Source organism: Mycobacterium hainanense, from assembly GCF_041890355.1.
In the GTDB taxonomy this organism is placed as follows: domain Bacteria; phylum Actinomycetota; class Actinomycetes; order Mycobacteriales; family Mycobacteriaceae; genus Mycobacterium; species Mycobacterium hainanense.
This window is the reverse complement of sequence record NZ_CP169059.1, coordinates 2958479-2978844: the sequence shown is the minus strand read 5'-3', so window position 1 is coordinate 2978844 and position 20366 is coordinate 2958479. Positions and strand designations below refer to the sequence as shown.

The following is a 20366-nucleotide window of genomic DNA, read 5'->3' as shown; positions in this document are numbered from 1 at the left end:
GCATCACGCGATCAGCGAGAGGCGTTGCGCACACGCCGACAGCATGTCCTTGGCCTGTTCGATGTCGGCGGTCGGCGGCATGGCCAGCACCAGCCGGTCGGCGCCCTGATCGGCGAGGCTGCCGGCCCGCTTGGCGTCGATCTTGTTCACCGCGTGGCCCAGTGAAATCTCCAAGGCCGCTGGATCGCGTCCGGCCGACGCCGCCTCGGCGCGCATCAGGGCAATCAGCGACGCGAGCTCAGAACCGGTGACACCGAGCGGTTGGAACCCGTCTCCCAAGCGACCGGCGCGGCGGGCCGCCGCACGGCTGTGCCCGCCGATATGGATTGGAAGGTGTTCGCGTGCAATCGGTTTGGGATAACACATGACATCGTCGAAGTCGAAGAACTCGCCGTGATGTGACACCCCCTTCGGCTGCTCGGCCCACAAGGCCCGCAGGACGGCCACCTGCTCGTCGGCACGTCTGCCGCGGTTGTCGAAGTCAGCGCCGCACGCTTCAAGCTCCTCCTTGAGCCACCCCACGCCGACGCACAGCCGAAGCCGCCCGCCCGACAACGCGTCCACGGTGGCGGCCCGCTTCGCGAGCACCACCGGATGGTGGTTGGGCAGCACCAGCACACCGGTGGCCAGGCCGAGGGTGGTGGTGCGACCGGCCAGGAACGCCAGCAGATCGAGCGGGTCGGGAATGGGGCAGTCGGCGGCCAGTCCGACGCGGCCGGAGCTGTCGTACGGGTAGACGCTGTCATAGCGGGTGAGCAGCACGGTGTGCTCGACGATCACGATCGACTCGAACCCGCACAGTTCCAGGTGACCCGCGAACGCCGCCATCCATTCCGGATCCGCGGTGACGCCGTCGGCAACCGGGGCCACGACTGAAACCTTCATGGCCTCAGAAGCTAACAGGCGCGCTCTCGACGGCCGTGGGCGCGATTGCGGTGCGCACGGCCTCGGCCAGGGTGGCCGTCCGCGCATCGGTGAACACGTCCTCCAGCAGAATCGGGCGGCCGTCGGGACCGGTCAGCGGCACCCGCCAGTTGGGGTACTCGTCGGTGGTGCCCGGCTGGTTCTGGGTGCGCCGGTCACCTACCGCGTCGGTCAGTGCCACGCCCACCAGCCGAGACGGGGTCCGCCCCAGGTACCGGTACAACGCAAGGACGATGCTTTCCTCGTCGTCGTCGGCGTCGTCGAGTAGCCCCACCCGCCGCAGCTCGGCCAGCCACGCCGAGAGCTCGGCCCGATCGGCGGCGAGCTCGTCCTCGGCCGGGCGCGTCAGCAGTCCGAGCGATTCGCGCAGCCGCACATGGTCGCCCGCCAGGTAGCCGGCGGTTGGCGGCAGATCGTGGGTCGTCACCGACGACAGGCAGTACTCGCGCCACCGCTCGGCCGGCAGAGGGCCGCCGTTCCCGTCGCGGTCGAGCTCGAACCACAGGATCGACGTGCCCAGCAGTCCGCGCAGCAGGAGGTAGTCGCGCACCCACGGTTCGACGGTGCCGAGGTCCTCGCCGACGACCAGCGCCCCGGCGCGGTGCGCTTCCAGCGCGACGATGCCGATCATCGCCTCGTGGTCGTAGCGCACATAGGTGCCTTGGGTGGGCGGTGCGCCCTCCGGAATCCACCAGAGCCGGAACAACCCGATGATGTGGTCGATTCGCACGCCGCCGGCATGCCGCAGCACCGCGCGGATCAACGCCCGAAAGGGCCGGTATTCCTCCGCGTCCAGCCGATCCGGCCGCCACGGCGGCTGGGACCAGTCCTGGCCGAGTTGATTGAACTCGTCGGGCGGCGCGCCGGCGGTGACGCCCAGCGCCAGCACATCCTGCAGCGCCCACGCGTCGGCCCCGTTGGGATGCACCCCGACCGCCAGGTCGTGCATCACGCCCAGCGCCATTCCGGCCCGGACCGCACGCGACTGCGCCGCGGCGAGTTGCTCGTCGAGTTGCCACTGCAGCCACCGATGGAAATCGACTGTGCCGGAATGCTTTTCGGCGAACTCGGCGACACCGCTCGCCTGGGGGTGCCGAAGCTCCTGCGGCCAGGCATGCCAGTCGGCGCCGTACTTCTCGGCCAGGGCGCACCAGGTGGCGAAGTCGTCGAGCGCGCGGCCTTCACGGGCGCGGAAGGCTTCGTAGGACAGTTCGCGACCCGCCGACCTCGGCACCCGATGCAGCAGCTCGAGCGCGGTGCGCTTGGCCGCCCACGCGCTGTCACGATCGATCGCGTCCAGCCGGGCGGCCCGCTGCTGCACATCCGAGCGCAGCCGCCGCACCCGGCTCCGCTTGGGCAGCGCGGCGAACTCGGGGATCGCCTCGACATGAAGGTAGATGGGGTTGACGAAGCGCCGCGACGTCGGCAGGTAAGGCGACGGCTCCATGGGGGTCGTCGGGGCGGCGGCGTGCAGCGGATTGACCAGCAGATAGTCGGCGCCGTGCCGCGTCGCCGACCACACCGCCAGGTCCGTCAGATCGGTCAGGTCGCCGACCCCCCAGGATTGGCCGGACCGCACGCTGTAGAGCTGGGCGGCCAGCCCCCAGCCGCGCCGGGCGCCGAGGCGCTCGGGCAGCCCGAGCCAATCCGGCGTCACGATCAGCGCCGTGCTGGCCTCACCGTCGCCGGAGCGCAGGTGCACCCGGTGGTAGCCCAGCGGCAGGTCGGGCGGCAGCACGAAGCTGGCCTCGCCGACCCAGCGCCCGTCCAGGTCGAACGGTGGGGTGAAGTTGTCGACCTGCTGGATCCCGCCGCGCACCGTGCCGTCTTCGAGCTGCAACCAGACCTCGGCCGGGTCGCCATGGGTCACGTGCACCCAGAACCGGACCTGCTCGCCGGTCCGGCCGACGATGGTCGCCGGCAGCCGGCGTTCCCAATGCGATCGCAGCTTCGCGGACAGGGCCACGTTGCGTTCCTGCTCGGTGCCGGCCGCCACGCCGAGCGCGGCCAACACGGCCACCAGCGTGGTCTCGGAAACGAGCACCCGTCGCCCGGTCCAATCCTGGTACTCGGTCGCGATGCCGTATCTCCTGGCAAGTTCGACCAGCGACGGCGCGAGCTCACTCATACCGCTCATCTTGGTGCCAGAAATTCCCGGCCGACCAATCGGGGAGAGGCGGCGACTCGGCGCCGGCGGGCGCCACCGCCCGTTTTGCCGGCCGCCGGTGCCTCGCGCCGTTCGCCGAGGGCGCCCGCTCGCCATGACGAGCGGGGCATTCGCCATGCCGAGCGGGGCATTCGCCATTACGATGCCCTTCAGAGAGATGAATAGTCCGGGCGGGGATCGGCGGGGATCGGCCGGGGGATCAAAAAGTGCCAGCTCAACGGCGCCTGGCATGTCGCGCCCGCCGGCGGCCCCGGTGGGCTGACGACGACCGGACACCCACAGATGAACAGATCGCAGCAGCGAACGCCATCGTCGCCGCGTGGCGCGGCCCGTACCGGTGCCTTACGGTTGTCGATGTAATCCGCGCCGCGGAATTTTCAGAGGCAATATCCAGGCGTTCTAGCAGACCGGATGGTGAATTAAGTGGCGGAAGAGAGTCGCGGGCAGCGCGGGTCGGGGTATGGCCTCGGGCTATCGACGCGAACCCAGGTGACCGGCTACCAGTTCCTCGCTCGCCGCACCGCAATGGCGCTCACCCGCTGGCGCGTCCGCATGGAGGTCGAGCCGGGGCGGCGTCAGACACTGGCCGTGGTGGCATCGGTATCGGCGGCGCTGGTGATCTGCCTGGGCGCGCTGCTGTACTCGTTCCTCAGCCCGGCCGGTCAGGTGGGGGATTCGCCGATCATCGCCGACCGTGACTCCGGCGCCCTCTATGTCCGCGTGGGTGACCGGTTGTACCCGGCGCTGAACCTGGCTTCTGCGCGCCTGATCACCGGCCGCCCGGACAACCCGCACCTGGTCAAGTCCAACCAGATCGCCAGCCTGCCGCGCGGCCCGATGGTCGGCATCCCGGGCGCGCCGTCGAACTTCCACACCACCAGCCCGACCACGTCGTCGTGGCTGGTGTGTGACACCGTCTCCTCCTCGACGGGGGTCAGTGCGCCGTCCGGGGTGACGGTGACCGTCATCGACGGGAACCCCGACCTGAGCAACCACCGGCGCGTGCTGAACGGCTCGGATGCGGTGGTGCTGAACTACGGCGGGGACGCGTGGGTGATCCGGGAGGGGCGCCGGTCACGCATCGACGCGACCAACCGATCGGTGCTCCTGCCGCTGGGCCTGACGCCCGAGCAGGTCGGCCAGGCCAAACCCATGAGCCGCGCCCTGTTCGATGCGTTGCCGGTGGGCCCGGAACTGACGGTGCCGCAGATCCCGAACGCGGGCGGCGGCGCGTCGTTCCCGAACGCGCCCGGCCCGATCGGCACGGTGATCGTCACGCCGCAAATCAGTGGTCCGCAACAGTATTCGCTGGTGCTGGCCGACGGCGTGCAGACCCTGCCGCCGTTGGTGGCCCAGATCCTGCAGAACGCCGGGCCGGGCAACACCAAACCGGTGACCGTGGAGCCGTCCGCGCTGGCGAAGATGCCGGTGGTCAACAAGCTGGACCTGTCCTCCTACCCGGATGCCCCGCTCAACGTCTCGGACATCCGCGAGAACCCGTCGACCTGCTGGTGGTGGCAGAAGACCTCCGGTGAAAACCGCGCCCGCATCCAGGTCGTGTCCGGCCCGACCATCCCGGTGGCGGCCAAGGACGAGAACAAGGTGGTTTCGCTGGTCAAGGCAGACACGACGGGCCGCGTGGCCGACCAGGTCTTCTTCGGGCCGGACTACGGAAACTTCGTGGCCGTCACCGGCAACGACCCGGGCGCCAAGACGACGGAATCGCTCTGGTGGGTGACGGACGCCGGCGCGCGGTTCGGGGTCGACGACACGCGCGATGTGCGTGAGGCGTTGGGCCTGAAGACCAAACCGAGCCTGGCGCCGTGGGTGGCGCTGCGGCTGCTCCCGCAAGGCCCGACCTTGTCGCGCGCGGACGCGCTCGTGGAGCACGACACCCTACCGATGGATATGTCCCCAGGAGAATTGGCGGTACCTAAGTGAAACGCGGGTTTGCACGGCCGACACCGGAGAAGCCTCCGGTCATCAAGCCGGAGAACATCGTCCTTCCGACACCCCTGAGCATTCCGCCGCCCGAGGGCAAGCCCGTGTGGCTGATCATCGTCGGCGTGCTGGTGATCGGCCTGCTGATCGGCATGGTCGCGATGGTCTTCGGCAGCGGCTCGCGCGTGTTCGGCGGTGCCGGAGCGATCTTCCCGATCTTCATGATCGGTGGCGTCGCGATGATGATGTTCGGCGGCAGGTTCGGCGGCCAGCAGCAGATGAGTCGGCCCAAGCTGGACGCGATGCGCGCCCAGTTCATGCTGATGCTGGACATGCTGCGCGAGACCGCCCACGAGTCCGCCGACAGCATGGACGCCAACTACCGGTGGTTCCACCCGGCGCCCACGACGCTGGCCGCAGCGGTTGGCAGCTCACGCATGTGGGAGCGCAAGCCCGACGGCAAGGACCTCAACTTCGGTGTGGTCCGGGTCGGCGTCGGCATGACCCGTCCCGAGGTGACCTGGGGTGAGCCCCAGAACATGCCCACCGACATCGAACTCGAGCCGGTTACCGGTAAGGCGCTGCAGGAATTCGGCCGCTACCAAAGCGTCGTCTACAACCTGCCCAAGATGATCTCCCTGCTCGTCGAACCGTGGTACGCGCTCAACGGGGACCGCGAGCAGGTGCTCGGACTGATGCGGGCGATCATCTGCCAGCTGGCGTTCTCGCACGGGCCCGACCACGTCCAGATGGTCGTCGTCACCTCGGACCTGGACGAGTGGGACTGGGTCAAGTGGCTTCCGCACTTCGGCGACCCGCGCCGCCAGGACGCCGCCGGAAACGCCCGGATGGTGTACAGCTCGGTGCGCGAGTTCGCCGCCGAGCAGTCCGAATTGTTCGCCGGGCGTGGCTCTTTCACGCCCCGACACGCCAGCTCGTCGGCGCAGACGCCGACGCCCCACACGGTGATCGTCGCGGACGTCGTCGACCCCCAGTGGGAGTTCGTCATCAGCGCCGAAGGCATCGACGGGGTGACGTTCTTCGACCTGACCGGTGCGTCGATGTGGACGTCAGTTCCCGAGCGCACCCTGCGGTTCGACGACAAGGGCATCATCGAGACCCTGCCCCGCGACCGCGACACCTGGATGGTGATCGACGAGAAGCCGTGGTTCTTCGCGCTGACCGACCACATCAGCGTCGCCGAGGCGGAGGAATTCGCCCAGGCGCTGGCTCGCTGGCGCCTCGCCGAGGCCTACGAGGAGATCGGCCAGCGGGTGGCCCACATCGGCGCCCGCGACATCCTGGCCTACTACGGGATCGACGACCCAGGCCACATCGATTTCGAGGCGCTGTGGGGCGCGCGCACCGACACGATGGGCCGATCGCGCTTGCGGGCGCCGTTCGGAAATCGCTCCGACAACGGCGAACTGCTGTTCTTGGACATGAAATCGCTCGACGAGGGCGGTGACGGTCCGCACGGCGTCATGTCCGGAACGACGGGTTCGGGTAAATCGACCCTGGTGCGGACCGTGATCGAGTCGCTGATGCTCAGCCACCCGCCGGAGGAGCTGCAGTTCGTGCTGGCGGACCTCAAGGGTGGGTCGGCGGTCAAACCGTTCGCCGGGGTCCCGCACGTGTCGCGCATCATCACCGACCTGGAAGAGGACCAGGCGCTGATGGAACGCTTCCTGGACGCCCTGTGGGGCGAGATCGCCCGCCGCAAGGCGATCTGCGACAGCGCCGGCGTCGACGACGCCAAGGAGTACAACTCGGTCCGGCTCCGGATGCAGGCCCGCGGCCAGGACATGGCGCCGCTGCCGATGCTCGTGGTGGTCATCGACGAGTTCTACGAATGGTTCCGCATCATGCCGACCGCGGTCGACGTGCTCGACTCGATCGGCCGGCAGGGCCGCGCCTACTGGATCCACCTGATGATGGCGTCGCAGACCATCGAAAGTCGCGCCGAAAAGCTCATGGAGAACATGGGTTACCGGTTGGTGCTGAAAGCGCGTACCGCCGGTGCGGCGCAGGCGGCCGGCGTGCCGAACGCGGTCAACCTGCCGGCGCAGGCCGGTCTGGGCTACTTCCGCCGCAGCCTGGAGGACATCGTCCGGTTCCAGGCCGAGTTCCTGTGGCGGGACTACTTCCCCCGCGGGCTCACCGATGACGGCGACGAGGCGCCGGCGTTGGTGCACAGCATCGACTACGTTCGCCCGCAGCTGTTCACGAACTCGTTCACCCCGCTCGAGGTCAGCGTGGGCGGCCCGGAGCTCACCCCGGCCGCCATCACGAACGGCGAGGCCCTCGGGGCCGACGAGGCGGTCGACGACGACGTCGAGGGCATCAGGGTTCCTAAGGTCGGCACGGTCATCATCGATCAGCTGCGCAAGATCGACTTCGAGCCGTACCGGTTGTGGCAGCCGCCGCTGAACCAGCCCGTTCCGATCGACGAATTGGTCGACCGATTCCTCGGCCATCCGTGGCAGGAGGACTACGGGACAGCCCGCGACCTGGTGTTCCCGATCGGGATCATCGACCGGCCCTTCAAGCACGACCAGCCGCCGTGGACGGTCGACACCTCGGGGCCGGGCGCCAACGTCCTGATCCTGGGCGCCGGCGGTTCGGGCAAGACGACGGCGCTGCAGACGCTCATCTGCTCCGCGGCGCTGACCCATACGCCCGAGCAGGTCCAGTTCTACTGCCTGGCCTACAGCAGCACGGCGTTGACCACGGTCGCCCGGTTGCCGCACGTCGGTGAGGTCGCCGGCCCGACCGATCCGTACGGCGTGCGCCGGACGGTGGCCGAGCTGCTGGCGCTGGTCCGTGACCGCAAGCGCACCTTCCTCGAGTACGGGATCGCCTCCATGGAGGTCTTCCGTCGGCGCAAGTTCGGCGGCGAGCCCGGCCCGGTCCCCAACGACGGGTTCGGCGACGTCTACCTGGTCGTGGACAACTACCGGGCACTGGCCGAAGAGAACGAGGTGCTGATCGAGCAGGTGAACCTGATCATCAACCAGGGCCCGTCGTTCGGGGTCCACGTGGTGGTCACGGCCGATCGCGAATCGGAGCTGCGGCCGCCGGTGCGCAGCGGATTCGGCTCCCGGGTGGAGCTGCGGCTGGCCGCCGTGGAGGACGCCAAGCTGGTCCGGTCCCGGTTCGCCAAGGAAGTTCCGGTCAAGCCGGGTCGCGGCATGGTCGCGGTCAACTACGTCCGCCTCGATTCCGACCCGCAGGCCGGGCTACACACGCTGGTGGCCCGCCCCGCGCTCGGCACCACACCTGACTACGTGTTCGAGTCCGACAGCGTCATCGACGCGGTGAGCCGCCTCACGAGCAGTCAGGCCCCGCCGGTGCGCCGCCTGCCCGCGCGGTTCGACGTGGAGCAACTGCGCGAGCTGGCCGCACGGGACACCCGGCAGGGCGTCGGCGCGGGCGGAATCGCTTGGGCCATCTCCGAATTGGACCTATCGCCGGTGTACCTCAACTTCGGCGAGAATGCGCACCTGATGGTGACGGGTCGACGCGAATGTGGGCGGACCACCACGCTGGCCACCATCATGTCCGAGATCGGCCGGCTCTACGCGCCGGGAGCCAGCAGCGCGCCCACGCCGCCGTCCGGCCAGCCGTCCGCACAGGTTTGGCTGGTTGACCCGCGGCGTCAGCTGCTGACGACGCTGGGTCCGGACTACGTCGAGAAGTTCGCGTACAACCTCGACGGCGTCCAGGCGATGATGGGTGAGTTGGCGGCCGTCCTGGCCGGACGTGAGCCGCCGCCGGGCCTGTCCGCCGAGGAGTTGTTGTCGCGGTCGTGGTGGAGCGGTCCGGAGATCTTCCTGATCGTCGACGACATCCAGCAGCTGCCGGCAGGTTTCGACTCGCCGCTGCACAAGGCTGCCCCGTGGGTGACCAGAGCCGCCGACGTCGGGTTGCACGTGCTCGTCACCCGCACCTTCGGTGGTTGGTCCTCGGCGGGCAGCGACCCGATGTTGCGAGCGCTGGCGCAGGCGAACGCGCCGTTGCTGGTCATGGACGCCGACCCGGACGAAGGCTTCATCCGCGGCAAGATGAAGGGTGGCCCGCTGCCCCGTGGCCGAGGCCTGCTGATGGCCGAGGACACCGGTGTGTTCGTCCAGGTCGCGGCAACGGAGCTGCGCAAGTAAGACGGATGACGGATGACGGATGCCGCTGCGCTGAGGTTGGCCCGGTCAGCCCCAGCGCAGCGGTAATTCTTTGAGCGCGAAGCTCTTTGAGGGGTAATTGATCGCGGGGACATAGTCCGCCGGCAGGTCGAAGTCGGGGATCTGCCGCAGCCATTCCCCGACGATGACCGTCAGCTCGATCCGCGCCAAATGGGAGCCCAGGCAGCGGTGCGGTCCGCCCCCAAACCCCCAGTGCCGATGGACCTTTCCGTCCATGACGAGCTCGTTGACGGACGTGGCGTCGCTCTCGTCGCGGTTGACGGCGGCCATGCACAACCGCACCGATGTGCCGGGTGGCAAGGTCATCCCGCCGATCTCGACGAATTGGGTGGTGATCCGGGGCGCCACGGGTGCCGAGGGCTCCAGCCGGACGATCTCTTCGATGAAAACCCGGATCTGCCTTGGGTTGTCGCGAAGCGAATCACGCAGCTGTGGCCGGCGCGCCAACTCGAAGAGGCAGAACCCGATCGCCGCGGTCACCGTGTCCAGGCCCGCCAGGATAAGCAGGTGGCTCATGCCCAGCAGTTCCAGATCGGTGAAGTCACCGTCACTGGCCATCACTTGCGACAGCATGTCGGAGCCGGGATTCTCCCGGCGCTGCTGAATCGCATCGGCCAGATACGCCAACAGTTGCTCGCTCTTCTCGATGTCGGCCTGGGTGATGTACGGCTTGTCGCTAACGACGGCGTCCTTCCAATCGATCAGGCGATCGCGGTCCTGGATCGGCAGGCCGTAGAGATCCATGAAGACCTGGAACGGGTACAGGTGCGCGAAGTCCGCCATCACTTCGCATTTGCCCTGACCAGCTAGCGCCGCGATCATCTCGGTCGCGTGCCGCTCCAGCACCGGCCGTGACTTGTTCAGACCGAGCGGGCTGAAGAACGGCTGCAGGACCTTCCGGTAACGGGTGTGCTGAGGAGGGTCGAACGCCAGCGGCAGCACGGGCAGTGGATGACCGGGAGGCTGCAGGATCGTCGACGAGAACACCTTGGGATTGCGCAGCGCGGCCAGCACGTCCTCGCGGCGGGTGATGTAGTAGTGGCCGTTCATGAACACCACCGGCCCGGCGTCGCGCAACGTCTTCCATCCGACGCCCCGGTCCTCGGCCATCGGTAACTTCTCGAAATCGAGGCGTGGTAGATGGAACGTGCCTTGCTGGCCTTGGCCAGGAGTGCTCATGGGCTCTCCGCTTGATCTATCTCGGTCTGCTCACCGCTGCGGCGGGGACTTCGTCGGCACCGTTTCCAGCTGGCACACCAATATCGCATGTGTCGCAATGGGAAACGAATCCGATCGCTTGCCAGAGCGTTGGTTTCCGGTCAACTGCTTCATGCAGCGACCATCTTCTACACTTTAGCCAGCGATGAATCGCCGCCTCGATTCGTTATCGCGATCATGCTTATTCTGCGAAGCCCGGTAGGGAGGGAACCTGATGAGGGTTCGTCTCGATCAAGCCAAGTGTGTGGGTCACGCCCAGTGCTACGCCGTCGATCCGGTCTTGTTCCCGATAGACGAATCCGGCTATTCGATCCTCGAGGAGCATGAGGTGCGGCCCGAGGATGAGCAACTGACCCGTGACGGCGTCGCGTCGTGCCCTGAAATGGCGCTGATCATCGACGAGGACTGACCGGCGCGACGCGCCGCGAGGTCGGCATTGAGAACGAATCGAAAGCAAACCCCGGATGAACAAACAGTTGCTGCGAATGAACTGTGGTCGACGGGGAGTGAACAGTGCCTGGCCTGGAATGAACAGTTGGCGTCGCGTGTCGGCACGCCCCTGATAACGAACTAATCTCATCGACGAGCGACAGTTCGGCAAGACCTTGGACTGTCGCTCGGTTGCTGACAGCAGGGGATCGATCGAGGCCAAAGGTGAGCGTTGTTCCTGACCGAATGTCCGAGAAGCTTGGCGGCAAGCCACATTTGGGCGCCGAGCACGGGATCGACAGGATGCGCCGGCGAGCCCGTCGACTGGGGTGGCGGACCGAGAGGTTCGAGTCGGTGATCTCGGGCGGTGAGCGACTTACGGGTGGCGAATGCTTACGAAGCCGTGACCACGGCCACCACTGATCCGATGCGACTGCCGAGATCGCCAGCGGTCCCGGCCAACTGAGGAGAACAGGTGTTTGACTTCGGGGCGTTACCGCCGGAGATTAATTCCGGTCGGATGTATGCGGGTCCGGGTTCGGGGCCGTTGATGGCGGCGGCGGCGGCGTGGGATGAGGTTGCTGCTGAGGTGGCTGCGGCGGCTAGTGGGTATAGCTCGGTGATTGCGGAGTTGACGGCGGGTCGGTGGTTGGGTCCGGCGTCGTCGTCGATGGTGGCCGCGGTGGTGCCGTTTGTGAGTTGGCTTTCTGCGGTGGGGGGGTTGGCTGAGGAGTCGGCCAGTCAGGGTCGTGCGGCGGCGGCGGCGTTTGAGGCGGCGTTTGCGATGACGGTGCCGCCGCCGGTGATTGCGGCTAATCGGGTGTTGTTGGCGACGTTGGTCGCGACGAATTTTTTTGGGCAGAACACGCCGGCGATCATGGCGACTGAGGCGCAGTACTTGGAGATGTGGGCTCAGGATGCGGCGGCGATGTATGGCTATGCTGCGGCCTCGGCGACGGCCTCGCAGTTGGCGCCCTTTGCTGCTCCGCCGAATACCACGACTCCTGATGGGGTGGCCGAGCAGGCGTTGGCGGTGAGTCAGGCGGCTCAGCAGCCGGCGGGCAATACCGCCCAGACGGTGGCCTCGAGTGCCTCGCAGGTGGCGAGCGCGCAAGTGGTGAGCAGCGCGGCGCCTCAGGTGACCGCGGCGTCGTCGCAACCCGGGCCGTTTACGTGGTTGACCAGTGCGATCCAGAATTTCGCCCAGAGCGGGCTGCCCACGCCGACCAACAACTACCTGGGGTTGAACCCCACGTTGTATACCGTGATGCTCAAGCAGACCTCGGGTTTGGGGTATTTCTCCAACGGTATAACGGCGTTTTGGTCGCAGTTGGCTCAGCAGTTGGTGTCGGGTCCTGGTGGTAGCACGGCCGGCGCTAGTGGTGCGTGGTATCCGACGCCGCAGTTTGCCCAGTTGGGGTTGGGCAACCTGGGCAGTCTTAGCAGCAACGTCGTCTCGGCCGGTGCCGGGCAGGCCACCCAAGTCGGGGGTTTGTCGGTGCCTCAGCAGTGGGCCACGTTGACCTCGGCGGTCAGCCCGGCCAATGCGGCCGAGGCCGAGGCGCTGCCGGTGCAGACCGCCGGGGTGACCGGCAACCCGCCGGGCAACGCCCTGCTGCGCGGTATGCCCACCGGCGTTGTGGGCCGCCGGGCCGGCGCCGCCGCGGGCTACTCCCACAAATACGGCTTCCGCTACAGCGTCCTGACCCGCCCACCATCAGCCGGATAGGGAAAGGCCAGGTGAACGGGAGTTGTACACGAATGAACAGTCGGCACTAGGGAGGGCGAGGCACCGCGTGACCCATTTAATCTCAGCAGTAAGCCACGCCCACGGTAAGCCCACCGGCAAACCGTTCCTCGAAGGCCAGCGAGCCGCGACCAGGGAGGGATTTTGATGTCGTTTGTCACGACGCAGCCGGAGGCGTTGGCCGCGGCCGCGAGCAGTTTACAAAGCATCGGTTCGGCGCTGAGCGCGCAGAACGCGGCGGCGGCGGCCCCGACGACGGGGGTGGTCCCGGCCGCGGCCGACGAAGTATCGGCGCTGACCGCGGCGCAATTCTCTGCGCATGCGCAGATGTATCAGGCTGTGAGCGCCCAGGGCACGGCGATTCACGAGATGTTCGTCAACACCCTGAGGATGAGCTCGGGGTCCTACGCGGTGACTGAGGCGGCCAACGCGGCCGCGACTGGTTAAAGGAGCCAATGATGTTTGATTTTGGGGCGCTTCCGCCGGAGGTTAATTCGGCGCGGATTTATGCCGGTCCGGGGTCGGGGTCGTTGATGACGGCGGCGTCGGCGTGGAATGCGGTTGCCGCGGAGCTGCAGTCGGCGGCGTTGAGTTATCAGAATGTGGTGACCCAGCTTGCCAGTGAGGAGTGGGCGGGCGCGGCTTCGGCGGCGATGGCGGCGGCGGCCACGCCGTATGCGGAGTGGTTGGCGACCACGGCGGCTCAGGCTGAGCAGGCGGCTGTGCAGGCCAGTGCGGCGGCGGCGGCCTATGAGGCGGCGTTCGCTGCGGTGGTGCCGCCGCCGGTGATCGCGGCTAATCGGGCGTTGGTGCAGCAGTTGCAGGCGACCAACGTGATCGGGCAGAACACCGGGGCGATCGCGCAGTTGGAGGCTCAGTACGGCGAGTTTTGGGCTCAGGATGCCGGTGCGATGGCGAATTACTCGGTGCAGTCCACGGCGGCGACCAAGGGCATTACGCAGTTTCAGGCTGCGCCGAAGGTGACCAACGAGGCGGGTACGGCCACCCAGTCCAGCACGGTGGCCAATGCGGCGGCCAACACCACCGCCGGTAACACGGCCAACGTCGCGCAGAAGGCGGCGAGCACGGCCGCTACGACCGCGGCCCCGCAGGCCGCCGCGGCCGCTCAGCAGTCCACGAACCCGCTGCAAGAGCTGTGGTTCTTGTTGACCGGCCAGACCAGCATCCCCACCAACCTGGGGGCGGCCGTGAACGGCTACAGCCCGTTCGCCAGCTTGTTCTATAACACCGAGGGTCTGCCGTACTTCAGTACCGGTATGGCCAACACCTTCACCCAGATCGCCAAGTCGGTCGGGGCGATCGGTGGTGCGGCTCCGGCGGCGGCTAAGGCGTTGCCCGGTCTGGGTGGGCTCGGTGGCCTGCTCGGCGGTGGTGCCGGAGCGGTGCACCCGGCGGCGGCCATCGGCGGCGCGGCCTCCATCGGTGGCAAGTTGTCGGTGCCGGTGGCCTGGACGGGTGCGCCGGCATTGCCGGCGATGGGCCACACCGCGGTCCCGGTCAGCGCGATCAGCGCCGCGCCCGAGGCGGCCGGGGGACCGGGCAACCTGCTCGGCGGCATGCCCCTGGCCGGAGTCGGCAGCGGCACCCACGCCGGCGCCGGCCCCCGCTACGGATTCCGCCCCACCGTCATGGCCCGCCCACCCTTCGCCGGATAACCAGCGGTTGCTGTTGGCAGCGTAGGAACACGCTTTAGCGCGCGAAAGGTGCTGCGCTAAAGCGTGTTTCGCGTTGCGCTCACGAACCGCTGCGCGGCGGATGGCTTGCCCGTCGCACCGGCCGGGCGCTGCCCGGCCGGCGCCGCTGCGGCCTTTATCTGCGACCGGATTTTTTGTCCCGCGCCCAACTTGATCCGCCCGGGCTTCGTGGAACCGCGTATCGACCGTGATCCGGCCGGCACCCCGTTCCCGCAGGTAGCTGCGTCGACCGCGAACGCGGGCATCGGCCCGCACGGCCTTGTGCACATTCCGCGCGGCCCGCGGCAAGGAGTGCCTTGCTGCCGGACCGACGCGTGACGGGCAGCGAGAAGACCGCGCGGCGCTCTAGCCTTCGCAAGCAAGCGCATCGCTTGAAATCAGCCAATCCAAACATTCGCGAGGGAAACACATGGTTCGAGCCGGGAGGTTCGTAGGTGTTTGACTTCGGGGCGTTACCGCCGGAGATTAATTCCGGTCGGATGTATGCGGGTCCGGGTTCGGGGCCGTTGATGGCGGCGGCGGCGGCGTGGGATGAGGTTGCTGCTGAGGTGGCTGCGGCGGCTAGTGGGTATAGCTCGGTGATTGCGGAGTTGACGGCGGGTCGGTGGTTGGGTCCGGCGTCGTCGTCGATGGTGGCCGCGGTGGTGCCGTTTGTGAGTTGGCTTTCTGCGGTGGGGGGGTTGGCTGAGGAGTCGGCCAGTCAGGGTCGTGCGGCGGCGGCGGCGTTTGAGGCGGCGTTTGCGATGACGGTGCCGCCGCCGGTGATTGCGGCTAATCGGGTGTTGTTGGCGACGTTGGTCGCGACGAATTTTTTTGGGCAGAACACGCCGGCGATCATGGCGACTGAGGCGCAGTACTTGGAGATGTGGGCTCAGGATGCGGCGGCGATGTATGGCTATGCTGCGGCCTCGGCGACGGCCTCGCAGTTGGCGCCCTTTGCTGCTCCGCCGAATACCACGACTCCTGATGGGGTGGCCGAGCAGGCGTTGGCGGTGAGTCAGGCGGCTCAGCAGCCGGCGGGCAATACCGCCCAGACGGTGGCCTCGAGTGCCTCGCAGGTGGCGAGCGCGCAAGTGGTGAGCAGCGCGGCGCCTCAGGTGACCGCGGCGTCGTCGCAACCCGGGCCGTTTACGTGGTTGACCAGTGCGATCCAGAATTTCGCCCAGAGCGGGCTGCCCACGCCGACCAACAACTACCTGGGACTAAGTCCCACCTTCTACACCGTGATGCTCAAGCAGACGACGGGTTTGGGGTATTTCTCCAACGGTATAACGGCGTTTTGGTCGCAGTTGGCTCAGCAGTTGGTGTCGGGTCCTGGTGGTAGCACGGCCGGCGCCAGTGGTGCGTGGTATCCGACGCCGCAGTTTGCCCAGTTGGGGTTGGGCAACCTGGGCAGTCTTAGCAGCAACGTCGTCTCGGCCGGTGCCGGGCAGGCCACCCAAGTCGGGGGTTTGTCGGTGCCCCAGCAGTGGGCCACGTTGACCTCGGCGGTCAGCCCGGCCAATGCGGCCGAGGCCGAGGCGCTGCCGGTGCAGACCGCCGGGGTGACCGGCAACCCGCCGGGCAACGCCCTGCTGCGCGGTATGCCCACCGGCGTTGTGGGCCGCCGGGCCGGCGCCGCCGCGGGCTACTCCCACAAATACGGCTTCCGCTACAGCGTCCTGACCCGCCCACCATCAGCCGGATAGCGGGCAAATGAACACAGACCTTTTCAGTTATCCGCGGCCGGATTTTATTCGGCGCGGGCCACGCCCAAATCCGGCCTTGAGGACAGCGCCGCGGCTCGGGCTCGACCCCGTCGTCGCAGTGGGCCGTGGCGAGGAAAGTCTTCCTCCAGCTCATAGCCAACAAGCGACCGGCGGCCGGGTGAGTGACCGTCCGTGCCGTGCCGTGCCGCGGGACCGATCCGAGGCCTACGCGGGCCCGACGACCGCCGATGCCACGGGGGTCGGGCGCCGGGTGACCGCCGTACACCGATTTATCGTCATTCAATACTCGCGCCAAGCGGCCAAGGTTAAGGAGTAATTCGTGTTTGATTTTGGGGCGCTTCCGCCGGAGGTTAATTCGGCGCGGATTTATGCCGGTCCGGGGTCGGGGTCGTTGATGACGGCGGCGTCGGCGTGGAATGCGGTTGCCGCGGAGCTGCAGTCGGCGGCGTTGAGTTATCAGAATGTGGTGACCCAGCTTGCCAGTGAGGAGTGGGCGGGCGCGGCTTCGGCGGCGATGGCGGCGGCGGCCACGCCGTATGCGGAGTGGTTGGCGACCACGGCGGCTCAGGCTGAGCAGGCGGCTGTGCAGGCCAGTGCGGCGGCGGCGGCCTATGAGGCGGCGTTCGCTGCGGTGGTGCCGCCGCCGGTGATCGCGGCTAATCGGGCGTTGGTGCAGCAGTTGCAGGCGACCAACGTGATCGGGCAGAACACCGGGGCGATCGCGCAGTTGGAGGCTCAGTACGGCGAGTTTTGGGCTCAGGATGCCGGTGCGATGGCGAATTACTCGGTGCAGTCCACGGCGGCGACCAAGGGCATTACGCAGTTTCAGGCTGCGCCGAAGGTGACCAACGAGGCGGGTACGGCCACCCAGTCCAGCACGGTGGCCAATGCGGCGGCCAACACCACCGCCGGTAACACGGCCAACGTCGCGCAGAAGGCGGCGAGCACGGCCGCTACGACCGCGGCCCCGCAGGCCGCCGCGGCCGCTCAGCAGTCCACGAACCCGCTGCAAGAGCTGTGGTTCTTGTTGACCGGCCAGACCAGCATCCCCACCAACCTGGGGGCGGCCGTGAACGGCTACAGCCCGTTCGCCGGCTTGTTCTATAACACCGAGGGTCTGCCGTACTTCAGTACCGGTATGGCCAACACCTTCACCCAGATCGCCAAGTCGGTCGGGGCGATCGGTGGTGCGGCTCCGGCGGCGGCTAAGGCGTTGCCCGGTCTGGGTGGGCTCGGTGGCCTGCTCGGCGGTGGTGCCGGAGCGGTGCACCCGGCGGCGGCCATCGGCGGCGCGGCCTCCATCGGTGGCAAGTTGTCGGTGCCGGTGGCCTGGACGGGTGCGCCGGCATTGCCGGCGATGGGCCACACCGCGGTCCCGGTCAGCGCGATCAGCGCCGCGCCCGAGGCGGCCGGGGGACCGGGCAACCTGCTCGGCGGCATGCCCCTGGCCGGAGTCGGCAGCGGCACCCACGCCGGCGCCGGCCCCCGCTACGGATTCCGCCCCACCGTCATGGCCCGCCCACCCTTCGCCGGATAGCCAGCTTCGGCGTCCGGCGGCCCAGTCAAAGTGTTAACGGATGAGATACCCACGGCTTCGGTCGCAGGCGGTCGACGGGGCTCGGGGAGAAGCGTCGTGCGGCCGTCGGCGACCCCGCACGCCGGTTGCTGGCCGGGCGGTGGCGAATAATGGGCAATCAGATTTTTTCGTGTCCTGCCCTGCGGTGGCGCCTGGGAAAACGCGGACCTGCCACTTTGGTGACCGCGCGGGTCAGAGTTTGCTGTGAAGGGAGGCGATCGAGGCGTCGCGCTGTTACTCTGTCGTTACTAAAAGTGAATTCGTCGTACCGTCACGTGAACAGTTGCAAACTGGCGACTTCAGAAAGCGCTTCAGGGGTCGTCGTCATCTAGTCTCTGCAGAGTCGGGGATTGAACTAGGAGGGAACCAAGTATGTCGTTCGTAACCACACAGCCCGAGGCGCTGGCTGCGGCGGCCGGAAACCTGCAGGCCATTGGCTCAGCGCTGAGCGCTCAGAACGCGGCTGCCGCCGCGCCCACGACCGGGGTGGTGCCCGCGGCCGCCGACGAGGTGTCGGCGCTGACGGCGGCGCAGTTCGCCGCGCACGCGCAGATGTACCAGGCGGTCAGTGCGCAGGCCTCCGCCATTCACGAGGCGTTCGTGAACACGCTGACGACCAGCTCCGGCTCGTACGCTGCGACCGAGGCAATCAACGCAGCTGCCGCGGGCTGATCGGATTGGCCGCTCGGGGTCTGGCGCGGGACGTGTTCGACGTGCGCTCGCACCCGACCACCCAGCTGCCGATGATCTCGGGGGCTGACGGCCGGACAACTCAAACGCCGGAGTTCGGGTTTGACGTCCGTCTCACCGTGTTAAAGCGACCGGTGGCCGCCGGCTGACGGGAAGGGGGGATCATCCTTTTGCATTCGGCTCGGCGGTTCGCCAGCGCGTAACCGGTCCGGCCATCGTCGTCACCACAGCAGGTTTCTGAGTAACTACGTATTAAGGAGAAAAGCCAAGATGGCAACTCGTTTTATGACCGACCCGCACGAGATGCGGGCGATGGCGGGCCGCTTCGAGGTGCACGCCCAGACCGTTGAGGACGAGGCCCGCAAGATGTGGGCGTCCTCGATGAACATCGCCGGCTCGGGCTGGAGCGGCCAGGCGCAGGCGACCTCGTACGACACCATGGGTCAGGTCAACCAGGCCTTCCGCAACATCGTCAACATGCTCCACGGAGTGCGCGACGGGCTGATCCGCGACGCGAACAACTACGAGCAGCAAGAGCAGGCCTCGCAGCAAATCCTCAGCAGCTAGCGCTAGTAAGCGCGGCTGCGTACCATTCCAGACATTAGGAGAACAGCGCTATGACAATCAATTACCAGTTCGGCGATGTCGACGCCCACGGTGCCTTGATCCGCGCCCAGGCCGCGTCTTTGGAGGCTGAGCATCAGGCCATCGTTCGCGATGTGCTTGCTGCGGGTGACTTCTGGGGCGGTGCGGGTTCGGTGGCCTGCCAGGAGTTCATCACCCAGTTGGGTCGCAACTTCCAGGTGATCTACGAGCAGGCCAACGCCCACGGGCAGAAGGTGCAAAGCGCCGGCAGCAACATGGCCAGCACCGACAGCGCCGTTGGGTCCAGCTGGGCCTAACCCCAACTTCAGGCGCGGCAGCACACCAGATATCGGTGTGCTGCCGCGTCCTGCGGTTACCGTGCACTTTGAACCCTTGAGGTATTGATGGACCAACAGACCGCCCGCACCGACATCACCGTTAACGTCGACGGTTTCTGGATGCTCCAGGCCCTCCTGGACATTCGGCACGTCGCGCCGGAGTTGCGGTGCCGGCCATTCGTTTCTACCGACTCGAGCGACTGGCTCAACGAGCATCCCGGCATGGCGGTGATGCGCGAGCAGGGCATCGTCGAAAACGATCAGGTGAACGAACATGTGGCCGCTCGGATGAGGGTGCTGGCCGCGCCGGACCTGGAAGTCATCGCCCTGCTGTCGCGGGGCAAGCTGCTCTACGGCGTCGTCGACGACGAGAACCAGCCGCCCGGGTCGCGCGACATCCCCGACAACGAGTTCCGGGTAGTGCTGGCCCGTCGCGGCCAGCACTGGGTCTCGGCCGTGCGAGTGGGCGGCGACATCACCGTCGACGACGTCGCCATCGCCGACAGCGCCTCGATCGCGTCGCTGGTCTTGGACGCGCTGGAGTCGATCCACCATGCGGAGCCCGCGGCCATCAATGCGGTCAACGTGCCGCTGGAAGAGATGCTGGAAGCCACCAAGTCGTGGCAGGAGTCGGGCTTCAACGTATTTTCCGGCGGCGACCTGCGGCGGATGGGCATCAGCGCCGCCACGGTGGCCGCGCTTGGACAGGCCCTCTCGGACCCGGCGGCCGAGGTCGCGGTGTACGCGCGCCAATACCAGGACGACGCGAAAGGCCCCAGCGCGTCGGTGCTGTCGCTCAAAGACGGTTCCGGTGGCCGCATCGCCCTTTACCAGCAAGCGAGGACGGCCGGTTCGGGGGAGGCCTGGCTGGCCATCTGCCCCGCAACCCCCCAATTGGTGCAGGTGGGCGTCAAGACGGTGCTGGACACACTGCCGTACGGCGAGTGGAAAACCCATAGCCGGGTCTGACATTCATGAAACATAAAGTTCACCAACAGCTTTGCACTCAACATGCGGTTGAGATGCCAACACGGCATACTTCTCGCAGAGATTCAGCAAATCTCAAACCACTGTCACCGAAGTATTAATCGCAAGGCGGGGTAGATGGATTTCCGAATAGTCGAGCTG

Annotated in this window: 15 protein-coding genes; 12 read left to right on the top strand and 3 right to left on the bottom strand. The window is 67.4% G+C overall.

All coding sequences use genetic code 11. The annotated features are described in order from the left end of the window. Positions 1 to 3: 3 nt before the first annotated feature. The gene (locus tag ACEL92_RS13925; protein ID WP_374021332.1) at positions 4 to 885 is read right to left on the bottom strand and encodes an LLM class F420-dependent oxidoreductase; all 882 of its coding nucleotides are present in this window, start codon (positions 883 to 885) and stop codon (positions 4 to 6) included. Between the two features lie 4 nt (positions 886 to 889). Next, positions 890 to 3052, bottom strand: a complete 2163-nt coding sequence (gene malQ / locus ACEL92_RS13920) for a 4-alpha-glucanotransferase (protein ID WP_374021331.1) — start codon at positions 3050 to 3052, stop codon at positions 890 to 892. A 462-nt stretch (positions 3053 to 3514) separates the two neighbouring features. On the opposite strand from malQ, the gene eccB reads away from it, so the two are divergent. Both eccB and eccCa read left to right on the top strand, forming a co-directional pair. Then, the gene (eccB, locus tag ACEL92_RS13915) at positions 3515 to 5032 is read left to right on the top strand and encodes a type VII secretion protein EccB (protein WP_374021330.1); all 1518 of its coding nucleotides are present in this window, start codon (positions 3515 to 3517) and stop codon (positions 5030 to 5032) included. Next, complete coding sequence (eccCa, locus tag ACEL92_RS13910; RefSeq protein ID WP_374021329.1) at positions 5029 to 9192, top strand: type VII secretion protein EccCa; 4164 nt, start codon at positions 5029 to 5031, stop codon at positions 9190 to 9192. Before eccB ends, eccCa begins: the two co-directional genes overlap by 4 nt. A 45-nt stretch (positions 9193 to 9237) precedes the next feature. Here eccCa and ACEL92_RS13905 read toward each other — a convergent pair whose 3' ends face one another. Continuing rightward, positions 9238 to 10410: a cytochrome P450 gene (locus ACEL92_RS13905; RefSeq protein ID WP_374021328.1), complete on the bottom strand. Its 1173-nt coding sequence runs from the start codon at positions 10408 to 10410 to the stop codon at positions 9238 to 9240. A 253-nt stretch (positions 10411 to 10663) separates the two neighbouring features. Here ACEL92_RS13905 and ACEL92_RS13900 point away from each other — a divergent pair, with 253 nt between their 5' ends. From ACEL92_RS13900 to ACEL92_RS13855, 10 genes are all read left to right on the top strand, one after another. Continuing rightward, positions 10664 to 10858 carry a ferredoxin gene (locus ACEL92_RS13900; RefSeq protein ID WP_374021327.1) on the top strand — a complete coding sequence of 65 codons (195 nt, stop codon included), beginning with the start codon at positions 10664 to 10666 and terminating at the stop codon, positions 10856 to 10858. Between the two features lie 495 nt (positions 10859 to 11353). Beyond that, positions 11354 to 12607 (top strand): PPE family protein, encoded by a 1254-nt coding sequence (locus tag ACEL92_RS13895; RefSeq protein ID WP_374021326.1) that lies wholly within the window; start codon positions 11354 to 11356, stop codon positions 12605 to 12607. Between the two features lie 165 nt (positions 12608 to 12772). Beyond that, positions 12773 to 13072 carry a PE family protein gene (locus ACEL92_RS13890; RefSeq protein ID WP_374021325.1) on the top strand — a complete coding sequence of 100 codons (300 nt, stop codon included), beginning with the start codon at positions 12773 to 12775 and terminating at the stop codon, positions 13070 to 13072. Between the two features lie 8 nt (positions 13073 to 13080). Then, positions 13081 to 14301 carry a PPE family protein gene (locus tag ACEL92_RS13885; RefSeq protein ID WP_374021324.1) on the top strand — a complete coding sequence of 407 codons (1221 nt, stop codon included), beginning with the start codon at positions 13081 to 13083 and terminating at the stop codon, positions 14299 to 14301. A gap of 473 nt (positions 14302 to 14774) precedes the next feature. Beyond that, a complete protein-coding gene (locus ACEL92_RS13880) occupies positions 14775 to 16028 on the top strand; it encodes a PPE family protein (protein ID WP_374021323.1) in 1254 nt (417 codons plus the stop codon). A 340-nt stretch (positions 16029 to 16368) separates the two neighbouring features. Beyond that, positions 16369 to 17586, top strand: coding sequence for a PPE family protein (locus ACEL92_RS13875; protein WP_374021322.1), 1218 nt, complete (start codon positions 16369 to 16371; stop codon positions 17584 to 17586). 411 nt (positions 17587 to 17997) lie between these two features. Next, positions 17998 to 18297 (top strand): PE family protein, encoded by a 300-nt coding sequence (locus ACEL92_RS13870; RefSeq protein WP_374021321.1) that lies wholly within the window; start codon positions 17998 to 18000, stop codon positions 18295 to 18297. A 288-nt stretch (positions 18298 to 18585) separates the two neighbouring features. Continuing rightward, positions 18586 to 18882, top strand: coding sequence for a WXG100 family type VII secretion target (locus ACEL92_RS13865; RefSeq protein ID WP_007168951.1), 297 nt, complete (start codon positions 18586 to 18588; stop codon positions 18880 to 18882). Positions 18883 to 18932: 50 nt separating this feature from the next. Continuing rightward, positions 18933 to 19217, top strand: coding sequence for a WXG100 family type VII secretion target (locus tag ACEL92_RS13860; RefSeq protein ID WP_046182844.1), 285 nt, complete (start codon positions 18933 to 18935; stop codon positions 19215 to 19217). Positions 19218 to 19304: 87 nt separating this feature from the next. Further along, a complete protein-coding gene (locus ACEL92_RS13855) occupies positions 19305 to 20207 on the top strand; it encodes an ESX secretion-associated protein EspG (RefSeq protein WP_374021320.1) in 903 nt (300 codons plus the stop codon). Positions 20208 to 20366: the final 159 nt, after the last annotated feature.

Coding starts and splice junctions, on each gene's coding strand:
- ACEL92_RS13925 (WP_374021332.1), bottom strand. CDS start 885: ATGAAGGTTTCAGTCGTGGCCCCGGTTGCCGACGGCGTCACCGCGGAT.
- malQ (WP_374021331.1), bottom strand. CDS start 3,052: ATGAGTGAGCTCGCGCCGTCGCTGGTCGAACTTGCCAGGAGATACGGC.
- ACEL92_RS13905 (WP_374021328.1), bottom strand. CDS start 10,410: ATGAGCACTCCTGGCCAAGGCCAGCAAGGCACGTTCCATCTACCACGC.
- ACEL92_RS13900 (WP_374021327.1), top strand. CDS start 10,664: ATGAGGGTTCGTCTCGATCAAGCCAAGTGTGTGGGTCACGCCCAGTGC.
- ACEL92_RS13890 (WP_374021325.1), top strand. CDS start 12,773: ATGTCGTTTGTCACGACGCAGCCGGAGGCGTTGGCCGCGGCCGCGAGC.
- ACEL92_RS13885 (WP_374021324.1), top strand. CDS start 13,081: ATGATGTTTGATTTTGGGGCGCTTCCGCCGGAGGTTAATTCGGCGCGG.
- ACEL92_RS13870 (WP_374021321.1), top strand. CDS start 17,998: ATGTCGTTCGTAACCACACAGCCCGAGGCGCTGGCTGCGGCGGCCGGA.
- ACEL92_RS13865 (WP_007168951.1), top strand. CDS start 18,586: ATGGCAACTCGTTTTATGACCGACCCGCACGAGATGCGGGCGATGGCG.
- ACEL92_RS13860 (WP_046182844.1), top strand. CDS start 18,933: ATGACAATCAATTACCAGTTCGGCGATGTCGACGCCCACGGTGCCTTG.
- ACEL92_RS13855 (WP_374021320.1), top strand. CDS start 19,305: ATGGACCAACAGACCGCCCGCACCGACATCACCGTTAACGTCGACGGT.